Raw genomic sequence first — 18,779 nt, forward strand, 5'->3', positions numbered from 1 at the left:
GCTGCCGTTGAAGGGCTTGCCGTTGATGGTCAGGGTGACCACATCGCCTGCGGCAAACGCGCCCGCCACTTTGCCGGTGACGTTGATGCTGCCGGTGTTCTCTGCGGCGTTGATGATGTTGTCGGCCGTGATGGCATCGATGCTCAAGGCGGTGAGCTTGCCCGCGGTGGCGTCGGTCTCGACTTGGTAGTCCTGGGCAGCGGAGGCCGCGTTGCCGCCGGTGCCGGTCACGGTGCCCTCTATTTTGGTGTCGGCATCGGCCTTGAGGTCGGCCATGGACACGGCCACGCTGAAGGTGCCATCAGCGGCTGCCACAGCGGCGTAGGTTTTGTCATGGAGCCTGAGGCTGACCACATCGCCTGCGGCAAATTTGCCCGTGACCTTGCCGGTGACGGTGATGCTGGCAGCGCCCCCTTCGGCCACGGTGATCAGGTTGTCGCCTGTGATGGGGTTGATGCTCAGCGCCGTGTTGTTGCCCGGTGTGGGCTGGATTTCTGAGGCGAGCGCGTAGTCCTGGATGGCGTTGGCTGCGGTGCCGCCGGTGCCCGTGACGCGGCCCTCGACCAAGGTGTCGCTGTCGGCCACCAAGTCAGAGGCGGGCACGGGGATGCTGAAGACACCTTGGGCGTTGACGCTGCCCGTGAAGGGCTTGCCGTTGACGCTCAGGGTGACCACATCGCCTGCAGCGAACTTGCCCGTGACTTTGCCGGTGATGTTGATGCTGCCGGTGTTTTCTGCAGCGCTCACCAAGTTGTCGGCCGTGACGGGATCAATACTCAGCGCGGTGAGCTTGCCCGCGGTGGTCTCGGTCTCGACTTGGTAGTCCTGCGCTGCGGTGGCCGTGCTGCCGCCGGTGCCGGTGATGGTGCCCTCGATCTTGGTGTCAGCGTCGGCCTTGAGGTCGGCCATGGACACGACCACGCTGAAGGTGCCGTCGGCAGCCACCACAGCGGCGTAGGTTTTGTCATGCAGCTTGAGGGTCACCACATCGCCTGCGGCGAATTTGCCGGTGACCTTGCCAGTCACGGTCACGCTGGTCGCGCCGCTTTCGGCCAAAGAGATGAGGTTGTCGCTCGAGATGGGATCGATGCTCAGCGCCGTGGCCGAGCCATTGTTGGTGTTGGTTGACGTGGTGCCGCCACCGCCCGCAGCCGCAGCCGCCGCCGCGCCCAACAGGCCCAGGCCCGCCAGCAAGGGGTTGAAGGCCAAGATGGCAATGGCCGCGCCCGAGCCCACCACCTCCGCGCCCCCCAGCGCCACGCTCACCGCCTGGCCCCCATCGGCCAGCTCAGGGATCAGGCCTTTGACGTCCGGATCCTCGGGGATGTACTCGTAGAAGTTGCCGTTTTCTGCCTGGCCCACCACGCCGTTGTAGCCCTCGGGCATGACCTCGTAGTAGTCCTCGATGATCACATCGGCTTCGGTGCTGTTCTCAAACAGGATGTGCAAGTTCTTGCCCACGCGCTTGACTTTGACGTAGTCGGGGCCCACGGCCTTGGCTTTTTCCAGATCCAGCAGTTGGTACTTGGCCCCCGCCTTGGCCTGCAGGCGCACCGGCTGTCCACGACCGCCCTGGCCCTGCGTGACCTCCACGCTCTGGTTGTTGTCTGGGTTGCCGGTGTTGACGATGACTTTGAATTTTTTGGACATGGTGCTTCTCTTTAATCTGGTGGACTCGAACGACAGGTGCTGGTCGCGCTTTAAATGGTTGAGAGGTGGCTGTTCTTACGAAACTGCGGAAAAAACTAAATTTGCGATGAATGGAACGAAAGAACCGTCAAAGCCTTCAGTCGCCAACCCACAGGCACGCCATTGAGCGCGCCAAACGCGTTCCCAAAGGGCAAACGTGCCGCTGTACCACCCGAAAAGAGCAATACTTTTGTTTTGATTTCGAAAGCTTTTTGAGCCAATAAATGAACTAAAAAGTTTTCGAAATTCACTGAATGGGTGTGACTTGAGGCCATAAGTAGGTACTTTGATTTGTAGTGCGATGTTAAGGAGCCACCAGATCAAAGTAAATTGGCCAATTGGAGTATCCAAGTGTTTTTATCGTATTGAGATGTAAAAAATTGCTAATTTAATAGCTATTTGACAAAAAAATTGAGGCCTCGACGTCTGGGAAGCAGGTAAGAGAAAAAGGCGAAAACTCAGCCAAGTCATTGATTTAAATGGAAATATTCAAATCAATGTAATACCAAAGGGAACGCTAATTACCCAAAAGGGGAAACGTGTAACACTCATCCAATTCAAAAAAAATGTCTTTGGTGCTTTGTGGTGAATCAACAAAAATGACACGGTTTGCATTGAAGCTGACAGAGCAAGTGGCCTCGGGGCATGAAGGTCCGACAGTTCTTCACTTCGCGAAGCGACATTTGTTAAAGACGGTGGTCGCCGCCAAAGATGTCGGACCTGGAAGGCCAAACCTGCGAAGATGGGAGCGGATTTGGGTGCGCTGGACGCGCGCGCGGGGTCCCGTTGGGTCTTGCTCAGGTCGGCTGCCTGAGGGTCCGGCTGAGCAGAATGACCGGAATCAAACCCACCAGCACCAGCGCCAGCGAGGGCAAGGCCGCTTCGCCCAGGCGCTCATCGCGTGCCAGCTGGTAGGCCACCACGGCCAGGGTGTCGCTGTTGAAGGGGCGCAGCACCATGGTGGCGGGCAGCTCCTTCATCACGTCCACAAACACCAGCAAGGCGGCAGCGATGGTGGTGCGTTGCAACAAGGGCGCGTGCACGCGGCGCATCAGGCCCCAACCCGTCACGCCCAGCATGCGGGCCGAATCGTCCAGACTGGCCGGAATGCGGGCATAGCCGCTTTGCACCGACTGCAAAGCCACTGCACAAAAACGCACCAGGTAAGCCCAGACCAGGCCAAGTGATGTGGCCGTGATCCAGGCCCCCGCCGACGAGGCAGGCCAGGTTTGCTGAATCCAGCCCACGGGCAAGAGCAAACCCACCACCACCACCGCACCGGGGATGGCATACCCCAAGCCCACCAACTGAATAGCCCCCTGACTGATGCGGTCGGCGCGGGTGCGCACGCTGAAAGCCAGCGCCAGCGCCACACCCACCGCCAGCACCGCCGTGATGGCACCCAAGCGCAAGCTGGTCCAAGCCCACTGGCCAAAGCGCTCCCAAGGCATCTCGGTCGTCTCGCCCACAAAAGCCCGCAGCATGATCAGCACCGGCAGCACAAAGCCCAGCAGCACGGGCAAGCTGCAGACCGTCCACGCCAGCACGCGGCGCGTGCCGTGCAGCTGCACCGGCTGCGCCTCGGCCGAGCCCTGGCGCGAACCACGCCCTTGGTTGAAGCGCATGCGCTTTTGGGCGCGTTGCTCCAGCTGCAGCAACACCACCACCACGGCCAAGAGCACCGTGGCCAGTTGGGCCGCAGCGATGCGGTTGTCCATGGACAGCCAGGCTTTGTAGATGCCCGCCGTGAAGGTCTGGATGCCAAAGTAGCTGGACACGCCAAAGTCGGCCAGGGTTTCCATGAGCGCCAGCGCCACGCCTGCGGCCACGGCGGGGCGGGCCAGCGGCAATGCGATTTCGCGGATGCGCCGGGACAAAGGGGCGCCCAGCAATCGCGCCGCTTCCATCAAACCCGAGGCCCGCTCCACCAAGGCGGTGCGGGCCAACAAATAAACATAGGGGTAAAGCGACAAAGTGAACACCAGCGCCGCTCCCCAGACGCTGCGCACATCGGGCCACAAGCGGCCTTGCAAAGCCAGCGCCTCGCGCAGGGCCACCTGGAGCGGGCCGCTGAACTGCAAAAAGTCGGTGTAGGCATAGGCCACCACATAGGCCGGCATGGCCAGAGGCAAAAGCAGCAGCCATTCAAAAACGCCGCGCCCCGGAAAATCAAACAAGGTGACCAACGCCGCCGTGGCCAGGCCCAGCACCGTCACGCCCACCGCCACCATCAGGCACAGGCCCAGCGTGGTCAGCACGTAATCGGGCAGCACGGTAGCGGCCATCTCGCGCAAGATGCTGGCGCTCTCGCCACTCCACTGCAGCCACGAGCCGAGCACGGCCAACACCGGCAAGGCCAAAGCCAACGCCAGCAGGACAAAGAGCAAGGAGGGAAGGCCCGATAAACGGCGGGCCAAGTTGGTGGACATAGTCTTGGATTGTAGGAGCGCCAAACAACCTGCCTACAATCCAGAGCATGTTTCTAGAACTGCGCCAACTCGACATCCAATACCCCGGTAGTCCCTCGCCAGCCGTGCAGCGTGTGAACTTGGGCCTGCGCTCGGGTGACATTGGCGTGCTGATCGGCCCATCCGGTTGCGGCAAGACGACTTTGCTGCGCGCGGTGGCGGGGCTGGAGCCGGTGTCGGGCGGGCAGATTTTGCTGTCCAACCGGGTGGTGAGCGAAAAAGGCCACACCGAACCGGCCGAGCGCCGACGCATTGGCATGGTGTTTCAGGACTACGCGCTGTTTCCGCACATGGATGTGGGCCGCAACGTGGGCTTTGGGCTGGAACACCTGCCCAAGGCCGAACGCCAAAAACGCGTGACCGAGGTGCTGGAGCTGGTGGGGTTGGCGGGTTCTGACAAGCGCTTTCCGCACGAACTCTCGGGCGGCCAGCAGCAGCGCGTGGCACTGGCCCGAGCCTTGGCCCCCAAGCCCGATCTGCTGCTGCTGGACGAGCCGTTTTCCAATCTGGACATCGACCTGCGCGAGCGCCTGGCGCACGAGGTGCGCAACATCCTCAAGGCCGCCAAGGCCACAGCCCTGCTGGTCACGCACGACCAGCTCGAAGCCTTTGCCATCGGCGACGTGATTGGCGTGATGAACGAAGGCCAGCTGCACCAGTGGGACGATGCCTACAGCCTTTACCACCGCCCAGCGACCCGCTTTGTGGCCGACTTCATTGGCCACGGCGTCTTCACGCCCGCCACGCTGCGCGAGGTGGACGGGCACATTCTGGTCAGCACCCCGGTGGGCGAGCTGCGCGATGTGGCCGAATGCCCCTTGCCCTGTGCTTTTGAAGGCGGCGAATGCGACGTGCTTTTGCGAGCCGACGACATCGTGCACGACGACGACGCACCCGTGAAGGCTGAAATCATCCGCAAGGCTTTTCGGGGGTCGGAGTTTTTGTACACCCTGCGCCTGGCCAGCGGCGATCTGCTGATGGCGCATGTGCCCAGCCACCACGACCACAAGTTGGGCGAATGGATTGGCATTCGGGCCGAGGTGGACCACGTCGTGACTTTCAACCGCGCCTGTCCGGTCTCCGACCGCGATCTGTGCCAGATGCCTTGCGCCAAAGCCGAAGCCTGTGAGCACACGGATCCGAAGTATCAAACCATCAAATTTACATAAAACGTAAATTTCGGCATCGGCTTTTGACTTAAAGCCATCTCCAGGGACCCGCTCCCAATGTACTCGCCCCCTTCTGCCCGTTCCCCAATGGGATTGACCAAAATCTTCGTCAAATCGCACCTGCGCCGCTGAGATAAAGCTCTTTTTTTCATGGCTTTTCGAGCCGTTCACTCTGTCCTGATGTGACAAAATTCATCTTTTAAGAATTCTTTCAGGCTCTTCTTCGAAAAAAATATCTTTACTGATATGCAATAAAACTGTAAATTACACCAAAAATACGAAACCAACTTGGTGAACTGATGAATTCAAGATCTTTTTCAAGCGAAGAAAGTGCTACAACGCCAGCGGCCGGGGGGCGAGCTGGTTTTTTCAATTTCAGGGATGTGGTGCTGGTTGCGCCACCGCGTGCGGCCCAGGACCACGCAGCACGCGCCATGGAGCCTTGGGCTTGGCGAGACATCGGCGGGGCCGCATCCTCACAGGGACAAGCGGCTGCATTGAGCATGCAGCCCGGGTGGCTAAAAAAACGTCATTTGCTGTGGTTTTTGTTGGTTTTGGTGCTCATGCATTTGTCCCAATTGATGGCCAAAAACGACGACCAGCGGGGCAGCTGGACCCCACCGATTGAGCCACCCGGCTCGGTGATCGTGACCTCGCTGAGCGAGGGCTCACCCAGTCAGCGGTCTGCGAGCAGGGCCTCAGATACTCCGCAGCGCCAGGCCACATCTGCGCCAGCCACCCCTGCCCCTGCTGCTGCCATCACGGCCACGCGTCAGCAGCCACCGCAAGCCAGCGGCAGTGAAGCGGCACTGCGCCAGGCCATCCAACAATGGAGCCAAGCCTGGAGTGGACAGAACATGGCCCCCTATCTGGGCATTTACGCCAGCGACTTCGAGCCCCCCAAGGGCTTGAGCCGCACCAACTGGGTCAAGCAGCGCACGCAGCGCATCACCAGCAAAAAAAGCATCCGGCACGAGATCCAGAATCTGACCGTCCAGATCAACGCCAATCTGGCCACCGTTCGGTTCACTCAGATTTACCAGGACGAGCGCCTGCGCGCGCGCGATCGCAAGACCATGCACTGGGTGTGGCGCCAAGGCCAATGGCAAATTACCCGTGAAACCACGGACTGAGGCGGTACCGCAAGGGGACAGCGTTCGGATTGGCTGCTTGAGCGCTCAGGCCAAGAACCGACCCGATAGAACCGACAAGGCCAAGATCAGGCCATGAAAGACCAACTCAAGGCGCATCTCGCAAGGCCATGATGTCCTGGCGCAAATCCTGCGCCCAAGCCCGGCGGTCACGGCCGTTGGCAGCTTGGGGCTCGCCAAAATGCACCACCGCCTCGATGCGGCCAGATTTCAGGGTCCGCCACATGGAGCCGATCAGGGTGTCGTCACCGATGTAACAAGGCGCAAAGCTCAGTTCACCCGTTTGGGCATCGGTGAATTTGAGCGACATGGGCTGCACCGGGGCCTGGGCCTGGATGGCGGCTTGAATCAGGTTGGCGTGAAAAGGCAGCAACTCGCGCCCATCGCTGGTCGTGCCTTCCGGAAACACCGCCACCACATCGCCATTGCGCATGGCATCGGCCATGTCATGGACCATGCGCAGGGCATCTTTGCGGCTCGTGCGTTCGATGTAGAGCGTGCCCGCGCCCGTGGCCAGCATGCCCACCAGCGGCCACTCGCGGATGTCGGATTTGGAGACGAAACGGCAGTGCCTGGCCGCGTGAATGACCAGGATGTCGAGCCAGGAGATGTGGTTGGCCACCATGAGCGCCGGGCCGTTGGCCACCGGTTGGCCCAGCACCCGCAAATGGATGCCCCACAAGGCCAGAAACTGCAGCGCCCAGGCTTGAACGCGCATCTCGCGCTGCTCGGGGCTCAGTTGGGGAAAGCGGAAGTAAATCGTCCACATGCCCATGAACACATGCCACAAGCCGCGCAAGAATTTCCAAACGGCGAGCAAAGAACCCATGCTGGTGGTGCGTTCTGCGGTCAAGCGGCCTCGAACGCCACTTGCCCACCCACCACCGTGGCCCGCACGCGGCCGGGCAACTCGTAGCCGGAGAACGGTGTGCTCTTGCCTTGGCTGCGCAATGCGGCGTCGCTTACCAGCCAATGGCCTCCGGTGGACAGCACACACACATCGGCCACGCCGCCCACGGCCAGATGGCCGACCGAGTCTTGCAAGCTGCCCAGGGTGCTGCCCAGCACACGGGACGGGTCGGCCGTGATGCGCGCGAGCACTTGGTTCACGGGCACGCCAGACTCTTGCCCCCACTTGAGGGCCAGGCTCCACAGCAGCTCCATGCCGGTCGCACCGGGCTCGGCTTCGGCAAACGGCAGGGCCTTGGCGTCGGCGTCGACCGGGGTGTGGTCCGACACCAGCACGTCCAGCGTGCCGTCGGCCAAGCCCGCACGCAGGGCGTCGCGGTCACGCTGCTGGCGCAGCACGGGCACCAGGCGCGCACGGCTGTCAAAGTAACCCATGTCGGCATCGGTCAGGTGCAGCGAGTTGATGCTCACATCGGCCGTGACCGGCAGGCCCTCGGCCTTGGCCTTGCGAATGAGATCCACCCCTTGGGCACTGCTGATGCGGCACAGGTGCACGCGAGCTTGGGTGCTGCGCACCAGCTCAAAAATCGTGTGCAGGGCAATGGTTTCGGCCGCCACCGACACACCCGACAGGCCCATGCGTGTGGCCAAAGCGCCGCTGGCGGCCACGCCCTTGCCCAGGTGCAGCTCTTGCGGGCGCAACCAGACCGTGAAGCCAAAGGTGCTGGCGTATTGCAAGGCGCGCTGCAGCACCTGGGTGCTGGGGATGGGCACCTCGGCCTGAGAAAAACCCACACAACCGGCGGCAGTAAGTTGCCCCATTTCGGTCAGCACATCGCCCTTGAGGCCCAGCGTAAGTGCACCCAAAGGCAGCACACGCGCTTGGTGCAGTTTTTCGGCGCGGTAGCGCAGCATCTCGACCAGGCCGGGTTCGTCCAGCACCGGCTCGGTATCGGGCGGGCAAACCAAGCTGGTCACGCCACCGGCCACGGCTGCGGCCATTTCGCTCTCCAGCATGCCGGCGTGTTCCTGGCCGGGTTCGCGCAGGCGCGCCGCCAAATCGACCAGGCCCGGGGCCACGATGCAGCCTTGGGCGTTGATGACGCGGTTGGGGCTGAAGTCGGCGGGGGCCTGGCCCATGGCCACGATGCGTCCGGCGGCAATCGCCACATCGGCGGTTTGGTCAAAGCCGCTGGCGGGGTCGATTACACGGCCGTTTTGGATGAGTAATTTCATGATGTCTGTCCTCAAGCGACGTTGCCCGCGACGATGCTCATCACCGCCATGCGCACGGCGATGCCAAACGTCACCTGCGGCAGGATCACGCTTTGCTGGCCGTCGACCACGGCGGAATCGATCTCCACGCCCCGGTTGATCGGGCCGGGGTGCATGACGATGGCGTCGGGCTTGGCCAGTTGCAGTTTTTCGGGGGTGAGGCCAAAGCTCTCGAAGTATTCCTGGCTGGAGGGCAGCAGCGCACCGCTCATGCGCTCGTTTTGCAGGCGCAGCATGATGACCACGTCGCAGCCCTTGATGCCCTCTTCGAGGTTGTTGAAGACGCGCACACCCATCTGGGCCATGTCGGCGGGCACCAGGGTTTTGGGGCCTACCACACGGACTTCGGCGCAGCCCAAGGTGGTGAGCGCGTGGATGTCGGAGCGGGCCACACGCGAGTGCAACACGTCACCCACGATGGCCACGGTGAGGTTGGTGAAATCTTTTTTGTAGTGCCGGATGGTGTACATGTCCAGCAGGCCCTGGGTGGGGTGGGCGTGGCGACCATCGCCCGCGTTGACCACATGCACATGGGGCGCAACGTGTTGCGCGATCAAATACGGCGCACCCGACTCGCCGTGGCGCACCACAAAGATGTCGGCCGCCATGGCGCTCAGGTTGGCGATGGTGTCGAGCAGCGACTCACCTTTGCTGGCCGAAGAGCGCGCAATGTCGAGCGTGTAGACATCGGCCGACAGGCGGGTGGCCGCGATGTCGAAGGTGGTGCGGGTGCGGGTGCTGTTTTCAAAAAACAGGTTGAACACGCTTTTGCCGCGCAAAAGGGGCACCTTTTTCACCTCGCGGTCGCTCACGCTGACGAAGCTGGCCGCCGTGTCCAGGATGTGGGTCAGGATGTCCTTGGACAGGCCTTCGGTGGAGAGCAGGTGGATCAGCTCGCCGTTTTTGTTGAGTTGGGGGTTGTTGCGTTTGTAAAGCATGGTGTCCTTGTCGGGTTCAGGCCTTGTTCTTCACTTCAAAACTGAATGCGCCAGCCGAGTCGCGGGCCAGCGCCAGCGATTGGGTCTCGGGCAAGGCCACGCGTGCAGCGGCAAAGTCGGCCTGCACCGGCAGTTGGCGGCCACCCCGGTCCACCAGCACGGCCAGCTGCACGCGGGCGGGGCGACCGTAGTCAAAAATTTCATTCAGCACGGCGCGGATGGTGCGGCCTGTGTAAAGCACATCGTCGAGCACCAGAATATCGGCGCCATCGACCTCAAAAGGCAGGTGGGTCTGCCCGCCCGCCGACAAGCCGCGCTGGGCAAAATCGTCGCGGTGCATGACCGAGGACACCTGCCCCGACTCGCCGGGCAAGGCCAGGTCACGCTGCAGGCGCTCGGCCAGCCATGCACCGCCCGAAGTGATGCCCACCAGGCGGGTGTGAGCCGTGCACAGGCTGCGCGCACCGCGCAGCAGCTCCAGGTACAGGGCCTCGGCGTTCAGGGCCAGTGCGCTCATGGGATGTTCCTTAAAAATTGGTCGAGGATGATCGCCGCCGCCGCCGCATCGGCGTCTTTGGCCCCATAAGAATGGGCTTCAGTGGTGGTGTAGCGCTCATCCACTTCGTACACCACCAGGCCAAAACGGCCGCGCAGTTGACGGCCGAACTTGCGGGCGCGCAAGGTGTTTTCGTGCTCGCCGCCATCGGGGTGGAGAGGCACGCCGATCACCAGCGCATCGGGTTGCCACTCTTTGATGCGTTTGGCGATGTGTTCAAAGCGGGCATCACCCTCGGCGGCAATCGTGCCTTGCGGCGTGGCCGACTTCATCAGGCGGTTGCCCACAGCCACGCCGGTGCGCTTGAGGCCGTAGTCAAAGGCCAGAAAACTCTGGTGGTTGGCGGGGACAGTGTTCTCGGGTGTGCTGCTCATGCGTGCCCCGCGTCTGGCGAGAGCATCCAGCTTTTGAGACCCAGCAGGTCCAGGGCGCGGTCGTAGCGCTCGGCCATGGGTACATCAAAGATCACATCGGCCGAGGCGGGCACCGTGAGCCAAGTGTTTTCACCCAACTCGGATTCGAGCTGGCCTTCACCCCAGGACGCATAACCCAGCGTGACCAGCACGCGGCGCGGGCCAGCGCCAGAAGACAAGGCTTCGAGCACGTCGCGCGAGGTCGTCATCTCCAGCCCACCCGGCACGGTGAGGGTGGAGGCGTAGGCCGAGCCTTCTTGTGGGGGCTTGTCCGAGCGCAGAGGATCGTGCAAGAGGGGGCGCAAAGGGTCGTGCAACACAAAACCTCGTTCGGTTTGCACCGGGCCGCCGTGGCCGACCGGGTTTTGCATCAGGTCTTCGCGGCGCAGGGGCAGCTCCACCTTGTCAAACAAGAGGCGCATGCTGATGTCGGCCGGTTTGTTGATGATCAGGCCCATGGCCCCGCGCGCGCTGTGTTCGCACATGTAGATGACGCTGCGGGCAAATGTCTCGTCCTCCAACCCGGGCATGGCGATCAGGAAATGATGCTTGAGGTCAATGGAGGCAGAATCGGCGGTCATGCACCGATTTTAGCGGCCCCGTTTCTGCGGACGAGGCCACAGGTGCATTGTTTGACTCAACCCGGCATACCCCGATGGAAACCCCTTTTTCTTGTGGCCTGGTCTGGCTGCGGCGCGACCTGCGCGTGAGTGACCACGCGGCGCTGCACCAGGCCCTCAAGCACTGCCAGCGGGTGCATGTGGTGTTTGTGTTCGACACCGAAATCCTGGACGCCCTGCCCCGCGCCGACCGCCGGGTCGAGTTCATCCGCGAGTCGCTGGTCGAAGTCGATGCCCGTTTGCGGGAAATGTCAGGCCACCCCCAAGCCGGCCTGATCGTGCGCCACGGCGTGGCCAAAGACAAAATCGTCAAGCTGGCCCAGCACCTGCAGGCGCAGGTGGTGTTTGCCAACCACGACGACGAGCCCCTGGCGCTGGCGCGCGACATCCAGGTGCGCGGCCACTTGGCCGACCACGGCATCGTGCTGCACACCTTCAAGGACCATGTGGTGTTTGAGCGCAACGAGGTGCTGACCCAGATGGCCAAGCCCTTCAGCGTGTTCACGCCTTACAAAAACGCCTGGCTGAAAAAGGTCACACCCGAAGACCTGCAGGCTTATGAAGTGGCCCCGCTGGCCCAACGTCTAGCCCCGCGCCCCCACGACCTGGCGCATCCGGTGCCCAGCCTGGCCGACATCGGCTTTGAGCCCACCAACCTGCAGGCCCTGAAAATTCCCACGGGCGAGTCGGGCGCGCAGGCCTTGCTGCAAGACTTTTTGACCCGCATTGACCAATACGAGGACACACGCAACTTTCCGGCTGTCAAAGGCCCCAGTTATTTGAGTGTGCATTTGCGCTTTGGCACGGTGTCGATCCGCCAACTGGCCCGCGAGGCGCACCCGCGCATGTTGGCCGGCAGCGTGGGGGCCAGCGTGTGGCTGTCAGAGCTGATTTGGCGCGACTTTTATGTGCAGGTGCTGCACAACTTTGCACATGTGGGCCGGGGCCAAAGCTTCAAACCCGACTACGACGCCATCCACTGGGAGCACGGCCCGCACGCCCACAAGCTGTTTGACGCCTGGTGCGAGGCGCGCACCGGCTACCCGCTGGTGGATGCGGCCATGCGCCAGATCAACCAGACGGGCTACATGCACAACCGCCTGCGCATGGTGGTGGCGAGCTTTTTGGTGAAGGATTTGGGCATCGACTGGCGCTGGGGCGAAAAGTACTTCGCTACCCACCTGAACGACTTTGACCTGTCGGCCAACAACGGCGGCTGGCAGTGGGCCAGCTCCAGCGGGTGTGACGCGCAGCCTTACTTCCGCATCTTCAACCCGATCAGCCAAAGCGAGAAATTCGACCCCGAGGGCAAATTCATTCGCCGCTACTTGCCGGAATTGGCGGACCTGCCCACAGCCGCGTTGCACGCGCCTTGGCTGGCCAAACCCATGGAATTGCAAGCGGCGGGGGTGGTGATTGGGAAAACCTACCCGGCCCCCATCGTGGACCACGCCCAAGCCCGCGAGAAAACGCTGGCCCGGTATGCGGTGGTCAAGAAAAGCGCGGACTGATCAGATGGCGACCATCTCGAAGTCTTCTTTGCGGGCCGCGCATTCGGGGCAAGTCCAGTTCATGGGCACGTCTTCCCATTTGGTGCCGGGGGCGATGCCGTGCTCGGGGTCCCCCGCGGCTTCGTCGTAAATCCAGCCGCAAATCAGGCACATCCAGGTTTTGTGTTCCATCACAGTGTCGCAATCAGAGAGTCGAATAGAATGATTTGATTGTATCGGCCCATTCCAGACACGCCCAGCTTCGGGTGTCATGGCCCTGACATTTGACCTTCAATGACCGATCCCAAGCCCGCCATCACCGACATCGAACAACTTCTGGATGACGAAGAGTCGGTCAGCTTGGCCTGCGTGCTGTCCTTCAACGCCAACGACCCCAGTGGTGCAGGCGGTCTGAGCAGTGATGCGGTGGCCATGGCCTCGGTGGGGGCGCACTGCATGCCCATTTGCACCGGCACTTATGTGCGCGACACCAGCGGCATCACCGACTTTTTTGCACTCGACGACGAAGCCGTGCACGACCAGGCCCGCGCCGTGGCCGAGGACGTGCCGGTGCAGGTCATCAAGGTGGGCTTTGTCGGCACGCCCGAAAGTTTGGCGGTGATCGCCGAGCTGTCGGACGACTACGACGGCGTGCCGGTTGTGGCCTACATGCCCAACCTGTCATGGTGGGAAGAAGACAAGATCGACGCCTACCTGGACGCCTTTCGCGAATTGCTGCTGCCCCAAACCAGCGTGCTGGTCGGCCACCACAGCACGCTGCGCCGCTGGCTGCTGCCCGACTGGCGCGGCGAGCGCAACCCCGGCCCGCGCGACATCGCCAAAGCCGCGGCCGAGCTGGGCGTGCCCTACACCCTGGTGACCGGCCTGCCCTTGCCCGAGCAACACATCGACAACGTGCTGGCCTCACCCGAAACCGTGCTGGCCCACGAAAAGTTTGAACGCATCGAAGCGGTGTTTGCGGGCGCGGGCGACACGCTGACCGCAGCCCTCGCCGCCTTGCTGGCCACCGGCATGGACCTGCCCGAAGCCACCAGCGAAGCCCTCCATTACCTGGACCGGTGCCTCGACGAAGGCTTTCGGCCTGGTATGGGCCAGGTCATTCCAGACCGCTTGTTCTGGGCGCTGCCCGAAGGCGAAGAGACCGACGACGATGGCCCCGAAGTGCACCCGGGGGTGGATTATTTTGAAGTGCCTTTCAACGAAACCAAACACTGAAGCCAAAGACAAACACCATGACCGACCGCAACCAAGCCCTTTTTGACCGCGCCGCCCAAGTGATCCCCGGCGGCGTGAATTCGCCCGTGCGCGCCTTTCGCGCCGTGGGGGGCACACCCCGCTTTGTACAGCGTGCGCAGGGCGCCTATTTTTGGGACGCCAACGGCCAGAAATACATCGACTACATCGGCTCCTGGGGCCCGATGATCCTGGGCCACGGCCACCCTGCTGTGCTCGAAGCGGTGCAAAAAGCGGCGCTCGACGGTTTCTCGTTCGGTGCCCCCACAGAGCGCGAAATCGAGCTGGCTGAAGAAATCCTGAAACACGTCCCTTCGATGGAGATGGTGCGCCTGGTCAGCTCGGGCACCGAAGCGGGCATGAGCGCGCTGCGCCTGGCCCGTGGGGCCACCGGTCGCACCAAGTTCATCAAGTTTGAGGGCTGCTACCACGGCCACGCAGATGCGCTGCTGGTCAAGGCCGGATCGGGCCTGGCCACCTTTGGCAACCCCACCAGCGCCGGTGTGCCGCCCGAAGTGGTGCGCGACACCTTGGTGCTGGAGTACAACAACATCACGGCCCTAGAAGAAGCCTTTGCCCTGCACGGCAAGGAACTGGCTTGCGTGATGATCGAGCCGATTGCGGGCAACATGAACTTTGTGCGCGCCAGCGTGCCTTTCATGAAGCGCTGCCGCGAGCTGTGCACCGAGCACGGCGCCTTGCTGGTGTTTGACGAAGTGATGTCGGGTTTCCGCGTGGCCCTGGGCAGCGCGCAAAGCGTGTATGCCGGTCTGATCCCCGGCTTCAAGCCCGACATGACGGTGCTCGGCAAAGTGATTGGCGGCGGTATGCCTTTGGCAGCCTTTGGCGGCCCGCGCGAGATCATGCGCCAGTTGGCCCCTACCGGTCCGGTCTACCAAGCTGGCACGCTCAGCGGTAACCCGGTGGCGACGGCCTGCGGCCTCACAACGCTGCGCGAGATCGCCAAGCCCGGCTTTTTTGACGCCCTGAGTGCACGCACCCAAAGTCTGGTTGATGGCCTGACGGGCGCCGCCGCCGCGGCAGGTGTACCCTTTGTGGGCGATTGCCAGGGCGGCATGTTCGGCTTTTTCTTGCTGCCTGAGCTGCCACAAAACTACGCCAAAGTGATGACCAGCGACAGCCCCAAGTTCAACAAACTGTTCCACGGTTTGCTGGACGGCGGTGTCTACATCGCCCCCGCTTTGTATGAAGCCGGTTTTGTGAGTGCCGCGCACACCGAAGCCGACATTGCCGAGACGGTGGGTGTCGCAGCTGACGTGTTCAAGTCGCTTTGAGCCCAACCATGAAGCGCTTGGCTTGCCTGCTTGTCGTCAGCTCGGCCACGCTGTCGGCCCAAGCCGAGTTCGACGCCAGCCGTCTGTGGATCAACGCCGGGTTTTATTCGGCGCACTTTGACAGCAACAAGGGCCTTCGCAACGCCAACCCCGGCATCGGCTTGGAATACCGCATCGACGACACCTGGTCGGCCACCGCCGGGCATTTTCGCAACAGCAACGACGTCAACTCCAACTATGTGGGTGCCTACTACCAACCCTGGACTTGGGCTGGCGTGAAGCTGGGCGTGGTGGCCGGGGCTTTTAATGGCTACCCCAACGCTTACAAGGGTGGCTGGTTTCCGGCTCTCATTCCCACAGCCAGCCTGGAAGGCCAGCACTGGGGCCTGAACGTGGCACTGGTGCCACCTCTCAAAGACCGGCTGTATGGCGCGGTCAGTTTTCAGCTCAAGTACCGCTTTCGTTGACACAGCACTGTCCGGCACACGACGAGTGCAGGGATTTTATGGGTGCACAGCGCAGCTGGGCACACCAATAATGGTCGATTGACCGATGACCCATGGAGACCACCCCAATGAACCCGTCACGCCGCCAACTGAGCACCTTGCTGGGCGCCAGCCTTTTGTGTTTGGGGACTGCCCCTTTGGCCTGGGCGCAAACAGCGGCCACACAGGCGCCGCTCAAGCTGATCGTGCCCTTCACCCCCGGCACGGGCATTGACCTGATCGCCCGCACCTTGGGGCCCAAACTCTCGCAGCGACTGAACCGCCCGGTGGTGGTGGAAAACCGCGTGGGCGCCTCCGGCAACATCGGTACCGAAGCCGTGGTTCGCGCCGCGCCCGATGGCGCGACCTTGCTGGTCAGCGTCAACACCCTGGTCATGAACCGGGCGCTGTACCCAGGCCTGAGTTTTGACGCGGTGAAAGACTTGTCAGCCGTGTCGCAAACCAGCTGGGGCCAATTGCTGCTGGTGACCCACCCCAAAACCGGCCACAAAACCGCTGGCGAACTGGTGCAAGCCGCACGCCAGCAGCCGGGCCGCCTCAACTACGCGTCGCCCGGTGTGGGCACGCCACACCATTTGTCCATGGAGCTGTTCAAAAACACGGCACGGGTGTTTCTGACGCATATCCCTTACCGGGGCACCGGTCCGGCCGTGACCGATTTGCTCGGCGGTCAGGTGGACGCGATGTTCCTGCCCATCCATGTGGCCTTGCCGCACATCCGATCCGGCCGACTGGTGGCGCTGGGCATTGGCAGTGACAAGCGCCACGCCCTGCTGCCCGATCTGCCCACCCTGGCCGAAGCCAAAGCGGGCAATGTGAACGTGGACATGTGGTACGGCGTGTTTGCCCCCAAAGGCACACCGGCCGACATCGTCAACCTGTACAACCGCGAGATCAACCAACTGCTCGGCGGAGAAGATGTGCAAAAGGCGTTTGTCTCGCAAGGCATGGACCCCAGCGGCAGCACCCCGCAAGCCTTTGCCCAACTGGTCGAGCGTGACGCCGAGCGCTGGGCCCGCCTGATCAAGGACCAGGGCATCAAGGCCGACTGATGTGAATGCGCTCAGGGCGCGGTGTCTGTACCGGCGTCGGTGCCGGAGTCCTTGGGCAACACCAGGCAACGCGTCAGCCCAAAACGCTCAAAGTCACGGTCAAACGTGACCATGCGCAGGCCTGCGCTTTGGGCGGTGGCCGCCAGGCACATGTCGGTCCACAAGCGAATGGGCTGGGGCTCACCGCGACGCCCCAGTAACTGCGCAATGGCGTCATCCAAACCGGGCGGGTCGGCCAGCAATCCCACGGCAGGCGTTTCCAACCATTGGCGGTACATGGTCATGGCCTGCGTCAGACTCAACACATTGGGGCCCATCGCGCGGGGCAGCGACAGCACGCGCACCAAACCCATCATGGTGCTGCGGCAAAACCACAAAGGCGTTGCGGCCGCGCAGGCCGATTCCCAGTAGCGCATGGCCTGCGCATGAAACGGGTGAGCGGCACTGCACAGCCCCACCCACACATTGACATCAAGCAAATCGCCAGGTGCCAAGCGCCAGTTGGCCGAGGCCTCAGCCACGCCCCAAGAGCCGGATGGTTCGCTCATCGTCTTCCTCGTTGATCAAATCGTACAGATCGGCATTGGTCATTTGGCTCACCGGCAGGGCCATGGGGCCTTGGCTTGGAATCACCGGCGGGCGCGCGTGAAATCGCTTTTGCGGGTCCACCACCTCGCGGGCGCTCAAACCCCGCTCCACCAGCTCAATGACCAGGTCGCGCAGGGTCCGGCCCTCTTGAGCGGCCCGGGTTTTGAGGTGCTTGAACAGCGCGTCAGGAAAATCAAGTGAAGTACGCATGTCTGCATTTTTGCATGAACGCATAAAAATGTGCAAGTCAGCACACCCAAGCCCCAAGGCGCGCCGGGCAAAACGGCGATAATTCGCCCCTGCATTCACGTCCGGACCGGGCGCTTGCCCACCCCTCAGGACCTCCCATGAAAAAGAACTTCCCCCTGCAAGCCGAAGGCAAGCACCCCGACCGTGTGCTCGAAGCCGTCAAGCACGAGATCCGCAAATACTTCAAGCGCGAGCGCAACCGCGCCCTGCCCAAGGGCGTGGACTTTTGGGACTTTGACTGCAAGGTGGGCCTGAGCGCCGACAGCGCAGAAATGGTGCGTGTGGGTGCCGTGATCGAAGCGGTCGATGCTGCGGCCAAAACCGGCGCTTCATCGGTGTATGTGGAGATTTTGAGCAAGCACGGCGTGCGCGTGATCAAGGCACAAGGCCTGGATGATCTGGATCACCCGGTCGATGAAGCCGGGTATTGAGGCGAAAAGCGACAGACCCCACATCGGGCAACGTCAGATCTGCCAAACATCGCCATTCACCCACTAGACGAAACCTCATCAAGACAGCGTTTGCCTGCACGTCAATTGCGCGTGAACAGCCGCTCAATCACCCCTCGCATCCACTGCTGATCCGAGTCCTGCTCGGTGCTGCTGTGCCAGACGAGGTTGACCTCGTACACAGGCGCATCTTCGATGGTCCACATCTGCAGCTGCACGCGCTGGCTCAGTTCGCGGGCGTACATCTCTGGCACGATGCACAGCAAATCGGTGTTTTGCGCCAGCTCGGCGATCGCGCCAAAGTGGCGGGGCCGCACCAAAATGCGGTCTTGCAGTTTCCTCATCTGCATGCAAATGGGCCTGCTCTTGCCGCCCCATGGTTTGCTGCTCATGACCATGCGCGGCGTGGCCCCACCCTCAGTCACCATGACCCACATTTTTCTGGCGGTCACGCCTTACTTGGCGATGAGCGTGTTGCTGTTGGTGGCGGTCTTCATGGTGCCAGGGATCGCCACCTGGTTGCCCGGGTGGATGGGCTGATGGGCTGCTTGTAGGAACCTACCCTGTGGGCGATGGCATCCAACCGCCAGGGCAAGCCATCGCCCACAGGGGTGGGCTCCTGGTATGGATTGACCTGTCAATAGGTGTCGGTTGTTTTTCAGCTGTCTCTCTGTTTCTTTTGTCTTCTCGGTCAGTGACTGTGGATCA

General features: G+C 62.2%; 22 protein-coding genes. 9 read left to right on the forward strand and 13 right to left on the reverse strand.

What is annotated here, in order from left to right; genetic code table 11:
* Together QZ190_RS00005 and QZ190_RS00010 are read right to left on the reverse strand one after the other, a co-directional pair.
* Positions 1 to 1,650: Ig-like domain-containing protein (locus tag QZ190_RS00005; protein WP_291912040.1), on the reverse strand; the 1,650-nt coding region annotated here is incomplete at its 3' end.
* A gap of 836 nt (positions 1,651 to 2,486) precedes the next feature.
* Complete coding sequence (locus QZ190_RS00010; RefSeq protein WP_291912042.1) at positions 2,487 to 4,118, reverse strand: iron ABC transporter permease; 1,632 nt, start codon at positions 4,116 to 4,118, stop codon at positions 2,487 to 2,489.
* 47 nt (positions 4,119 to 4,165) lie between these two features.
* Here QZ190_RS00010 and QZ190_RS00015 point away from each other — a divergent pair, with 47 nt between their 5' ends.
* Entirely contained in the window at positions 4,166 to 5,326 is a 1,161-nt protein-coding gene (locus tag QZ190_RS00015) for an ABC transporter ATP-binding protein (protein WP_291912046.1), read from the forward strand.
* Positions 5,327 to 5,564: 238 nt separating this feature from the next.
* Here the strand turns inward: QZ190_RS00015 and QZ190_RS00020 are convergent, their stop codons facing one another.
* A complete protein-coding gene (locus QZ190_RS00020) occupies positions 5,565 to 5,762 on the reverse strand; it encodes a hypothetical protein (RefSeq protein ID WP_291912048.1) in 198 nt (65 codons plus the stop codon).
* A 127-nt stretch (positions 5,763 to 5,889) separates the two neighbouring features.
* Between QZ190_RS00020 and QZ190_RS00025 the strand changes: the two genes are divergently transcribed.
* The gene (locus QZ190_RS00025) at positions 5,890 to 6,459 is read left to right on the forward strand and encodes a nuclear transport factor 2 family protein (protein WP_291912050.1); all 570 of its coding nucleotides are present in this window, start codon (positions 5,890 to 5,892) and stop codon (positions 6,457 to 6,459) included.
* 106 nt (positions 6,460 to 6,565) lie between these two features.
* Here the strand turns inward: QZ190_RS00025 and QZ190_RS00030 are convergent, their stop codons facing one another.
* Genes QZ190_RS00030 through QZ190_RS00055 form a run of 6 tightly spaced genes read right to left on the reverse strand, consistent with a single transcriptional unit; the run spans position 6,566 to position 11,149 of the window.
* Positions 6,566 to 7,306 (reverse strand): 1-acyl-sn-glycerol-3-phosphate acyltransferase, encoded by a 741-nt coding sequence (locus tag QZ190_RS00030; RefSeq protein WP_291912081.1) that lies wholly within the window; start codon positions 7,304 to 7,306, stop codon positions 6,566 to 6,568.
* Positions 7,307 to 7,326: 20 nt separating this feature from the next.
* Positions 7,327 to 8,622 (reverse strand): dihydroorotase, encoded by a 1,296-nt coding sequence (locus QZ190_RS00035; protein ID WP_291912052.1) that lies wholly within the window; start codon positions 8,620 to 8,622, stop codon positions 7,327 to 7,329.
* Positions 8,623 to 8,633: 11 nt separating this feature from the next.
* Complete coding sequence (locus tag QZ190_RS00040) at positions 8,634 to 9,599, reverse strand: aspartate carbamoyltransferase catalytic subunit (protein ID WP_291912054.1); 966 nt, start codon at positions 9,597 to 9,599, stop codon at positions 8,634 to 8,636.
* A gap of 16 nt (positions 9,600 to 9,615) precedes the next feature.
* Positions 9,616 to 10,116 (reverse strand): bifunctional pyr operon transcriptional regulator/uracil phosphoribosyltransferase PyrR, encoded by a 501-nt coding sequence (pyrR, locus tag QZ190_RS00045; protein WP_291912056.1) that lies wholly within the window; start codon positions 10,114 to 10,116, stop codon positions 9,616 to 9,618.
* On the reverse strand, positions 10,113 to 10,529 hold the full coding sequence (ruvX, locus tag QZ190_RS00050) for a Holliday junction resolvase RuvX (RefSeq protein WP_291912058.1): 417 nt from the start codon (positions 10,527 to 10,529) through the stop codon (positions 10,113 to 10,115). Before ruvX ends, pyrR begins: the two co-directional genes overlap by 4 nt.
* Positions 10,526 to 11,149, reverse strand: coding sequence for a YqgE/AlgH family protein (locus QZ190_RS00055; protein ID WP_291912059.1), 624 nt, complete (start codon positions 11,147 to 11,149; stop codon positions 10,526 to 10,528). The genes ruvX and QZ190_RS00055 overlap by 4 nt, the downstream gene beginning before the upstream one ends.
* A gap of 74 nt (positions 11,150 to 11,223) precedes the next feature.
* Here QZ190_RS00055 and QZ190_RS00060 point away from each other — a divergent pair, with 74 nt between their 5' ends.
* Positions 11,224 to 12,699: a deoxyribodipyrimidine photo-lyase gene (locus QZ190_RS00060; protein WP_291912061.1), complete on the forward strand. Its 1,476-nt coding sequence runs from the start codon at positions 11,224 to 11,226 to the stop codon at positions 12,697 to 12,699.
* Here the strand turns inward: QZ190_RS00060 and QZ190_RS00065 are convergent, their stop codons facing one another.
* On the reverse strand, positions 12,700 to 12,870 hold the full coding sequence (locus QZ190_RS00065) for a rubredoxin (RefSeq protein WP_090045047.1): 171 nt from the start codon (positions 12,868 to 12,870) through the stop codon (positions 12,700 to 12,702).
* Between the two features lie 102 nt (positions 12,871 to 12,972).
* Here QZ190_RS00065 and QZ190_RS00070 point away from each other — a divergent pair, with 102 nt between their 5' ends.
* The 4 genes from QZ190_RS00070 to QZ190_RS00085 all read left to right on the forward strand — a co-directional run bounded on the left by QZ190_RS00070 (position 12,973) and on the right by QZ190_RS00085 (position 16,785).
* Positions 12,973 to 13,914: a bifunctional hydroxymethylpyrimidine kinase/phosphomethylpyrimidine kinase gene (locus tag QZ190_RS00070; RefSeq protein WP_291912064.1), complete on the forward strand. Its 942-nt coding sequence runs from the start codon at positions 12,973 to 12,975 to the stop codon at positions 13,912 to 13,914.
* A 17-nt stretch (positions 13,915 to 13,931) separates the two neighbouring features.
* Positions 13,932 to 15,227: a glutamate-1-semialdehyde 2,1-aminomutase gene (hemL, locus tag QZ190_RS00075; protein ID WP_291912066.1), complete on the forward strand. Its 1,296-nt coding sequence runs from the start codon at positions 13,932 to 13,934 to the stop codon at positions 15,225 to 15,227.
* Between the two features lie 8 nt (positions 15,228 to 15,235).
* Positions 15,236 to 15,694: a hypothetical protein gene (locus QZ190_RS00080; RefSeq protein WP_291912067.1), complete on the forward strand. Its 459-nt coding sequence runs from the start codon at positions 15,236 to 15,238 to the stop codon at positions 15,692 to 15,694.
* Positions 15,695 to 15,801: 107 nt separating this feature from the next.
* Positions 15,802 to 16,785, forward strand: a complete 984-nt coding sequence (locus tag QZ190_RS00085; protein ID WP_291912069.1) for a tripartite tricarboxylate transporter substrate binding protein — start codon at positions 15,802 to 15,804, stop codon at positions 16,783 to 16,785.
* Positions 16,786 to 16,796: 11 nt separating this feature from the next.
* On the opposite strand, the gene QZ190_RS00090 is transcribed toward QZ190_RS00085, so the two are convergent.
* Positions 16,797 to 17,333: a TA system VapC family ribonuclease toxin gene (locus QZ190_RS00090; RefSeq protein WP_291912071.1), complete on the reverse strand. Its 537-nt coding sequence runs from the start codon at positions 17,331 to 17,333 to the stop codon at positions 16,797 to 16,799.
* Positions 17,299 to 17,583, reverse strand: a complete 285-nt coding sequence (locus QZ190_RS00095; protein ID WP_291912074.1) for a hypothetical protein — start codon at positions 17,581 to 17,583, stop codon at positions 17,299 to 17,301. Before QZ190_RS00095 ends, QZ190_RS00090 begins: the two co-directional genes overlap by 35 nt.
* A 137-nt stretch (positions 17,584 to 17,720) precedes the next feature.
* Here QZ190_RS00095 and QZ190_RS00100 point away from each other — a divergent pair, with 137 nt between their 5' ends.
* Positions 17,721 to 18,053, forward strand: a complete 333-nt coding sequence (locus QZ190_RS00100) for a DUF6172 family protein (protein ID WP_291912075.1) — start codon at positions 17,721 to 17,723, stop codon at positions 18,051 to 18,053.
* Between the two features lie 101 nt (positions 18,054 to 18,154).
* On the opposite strand, the gene QZ190_RS00105 is transcribed toward QZ190_RS00100, so the two are convergent.
* Complete coding sequence (locus tag QZ190_RS00105; protein WP_291912077.1) at positions 18,155 to 18,421, reverse strand: hypothetical protein; 267 nt, start codon at positions 18,419 to 18,421, stop codon at positions 18,155 to 18,157.
* Here QZ190_RS00105 and QZ190_RS00110 point away from each other — a divergent pair.
* Positions 18,420 to 18,611, forward strand: coding sequence for a hypothetical protein (locus QZ190_RS00110; RefSeq protein ID WP_291912079.1), 192 nt, complete (start codon positions 18,420 to 18,422; stop codon positions 18,609 to 18,611). The two genes, QZ190_RS00105 and QZ190_RS00110, sit on opposite strands and share 2 nt — an antisense overlap.
* Positions 18,612 to 18,779 lie beyond the last annotated feature (168 nt).

The organism is Limnohabitans sp. (assembly GCF_017848645.1).
Taxonomy (GTDB): Bacteria; Pseudomonadota; Gammaproteobacteria; order Burkholderiales; family Burkholderiaceae_C; genus Limnohabitans_A.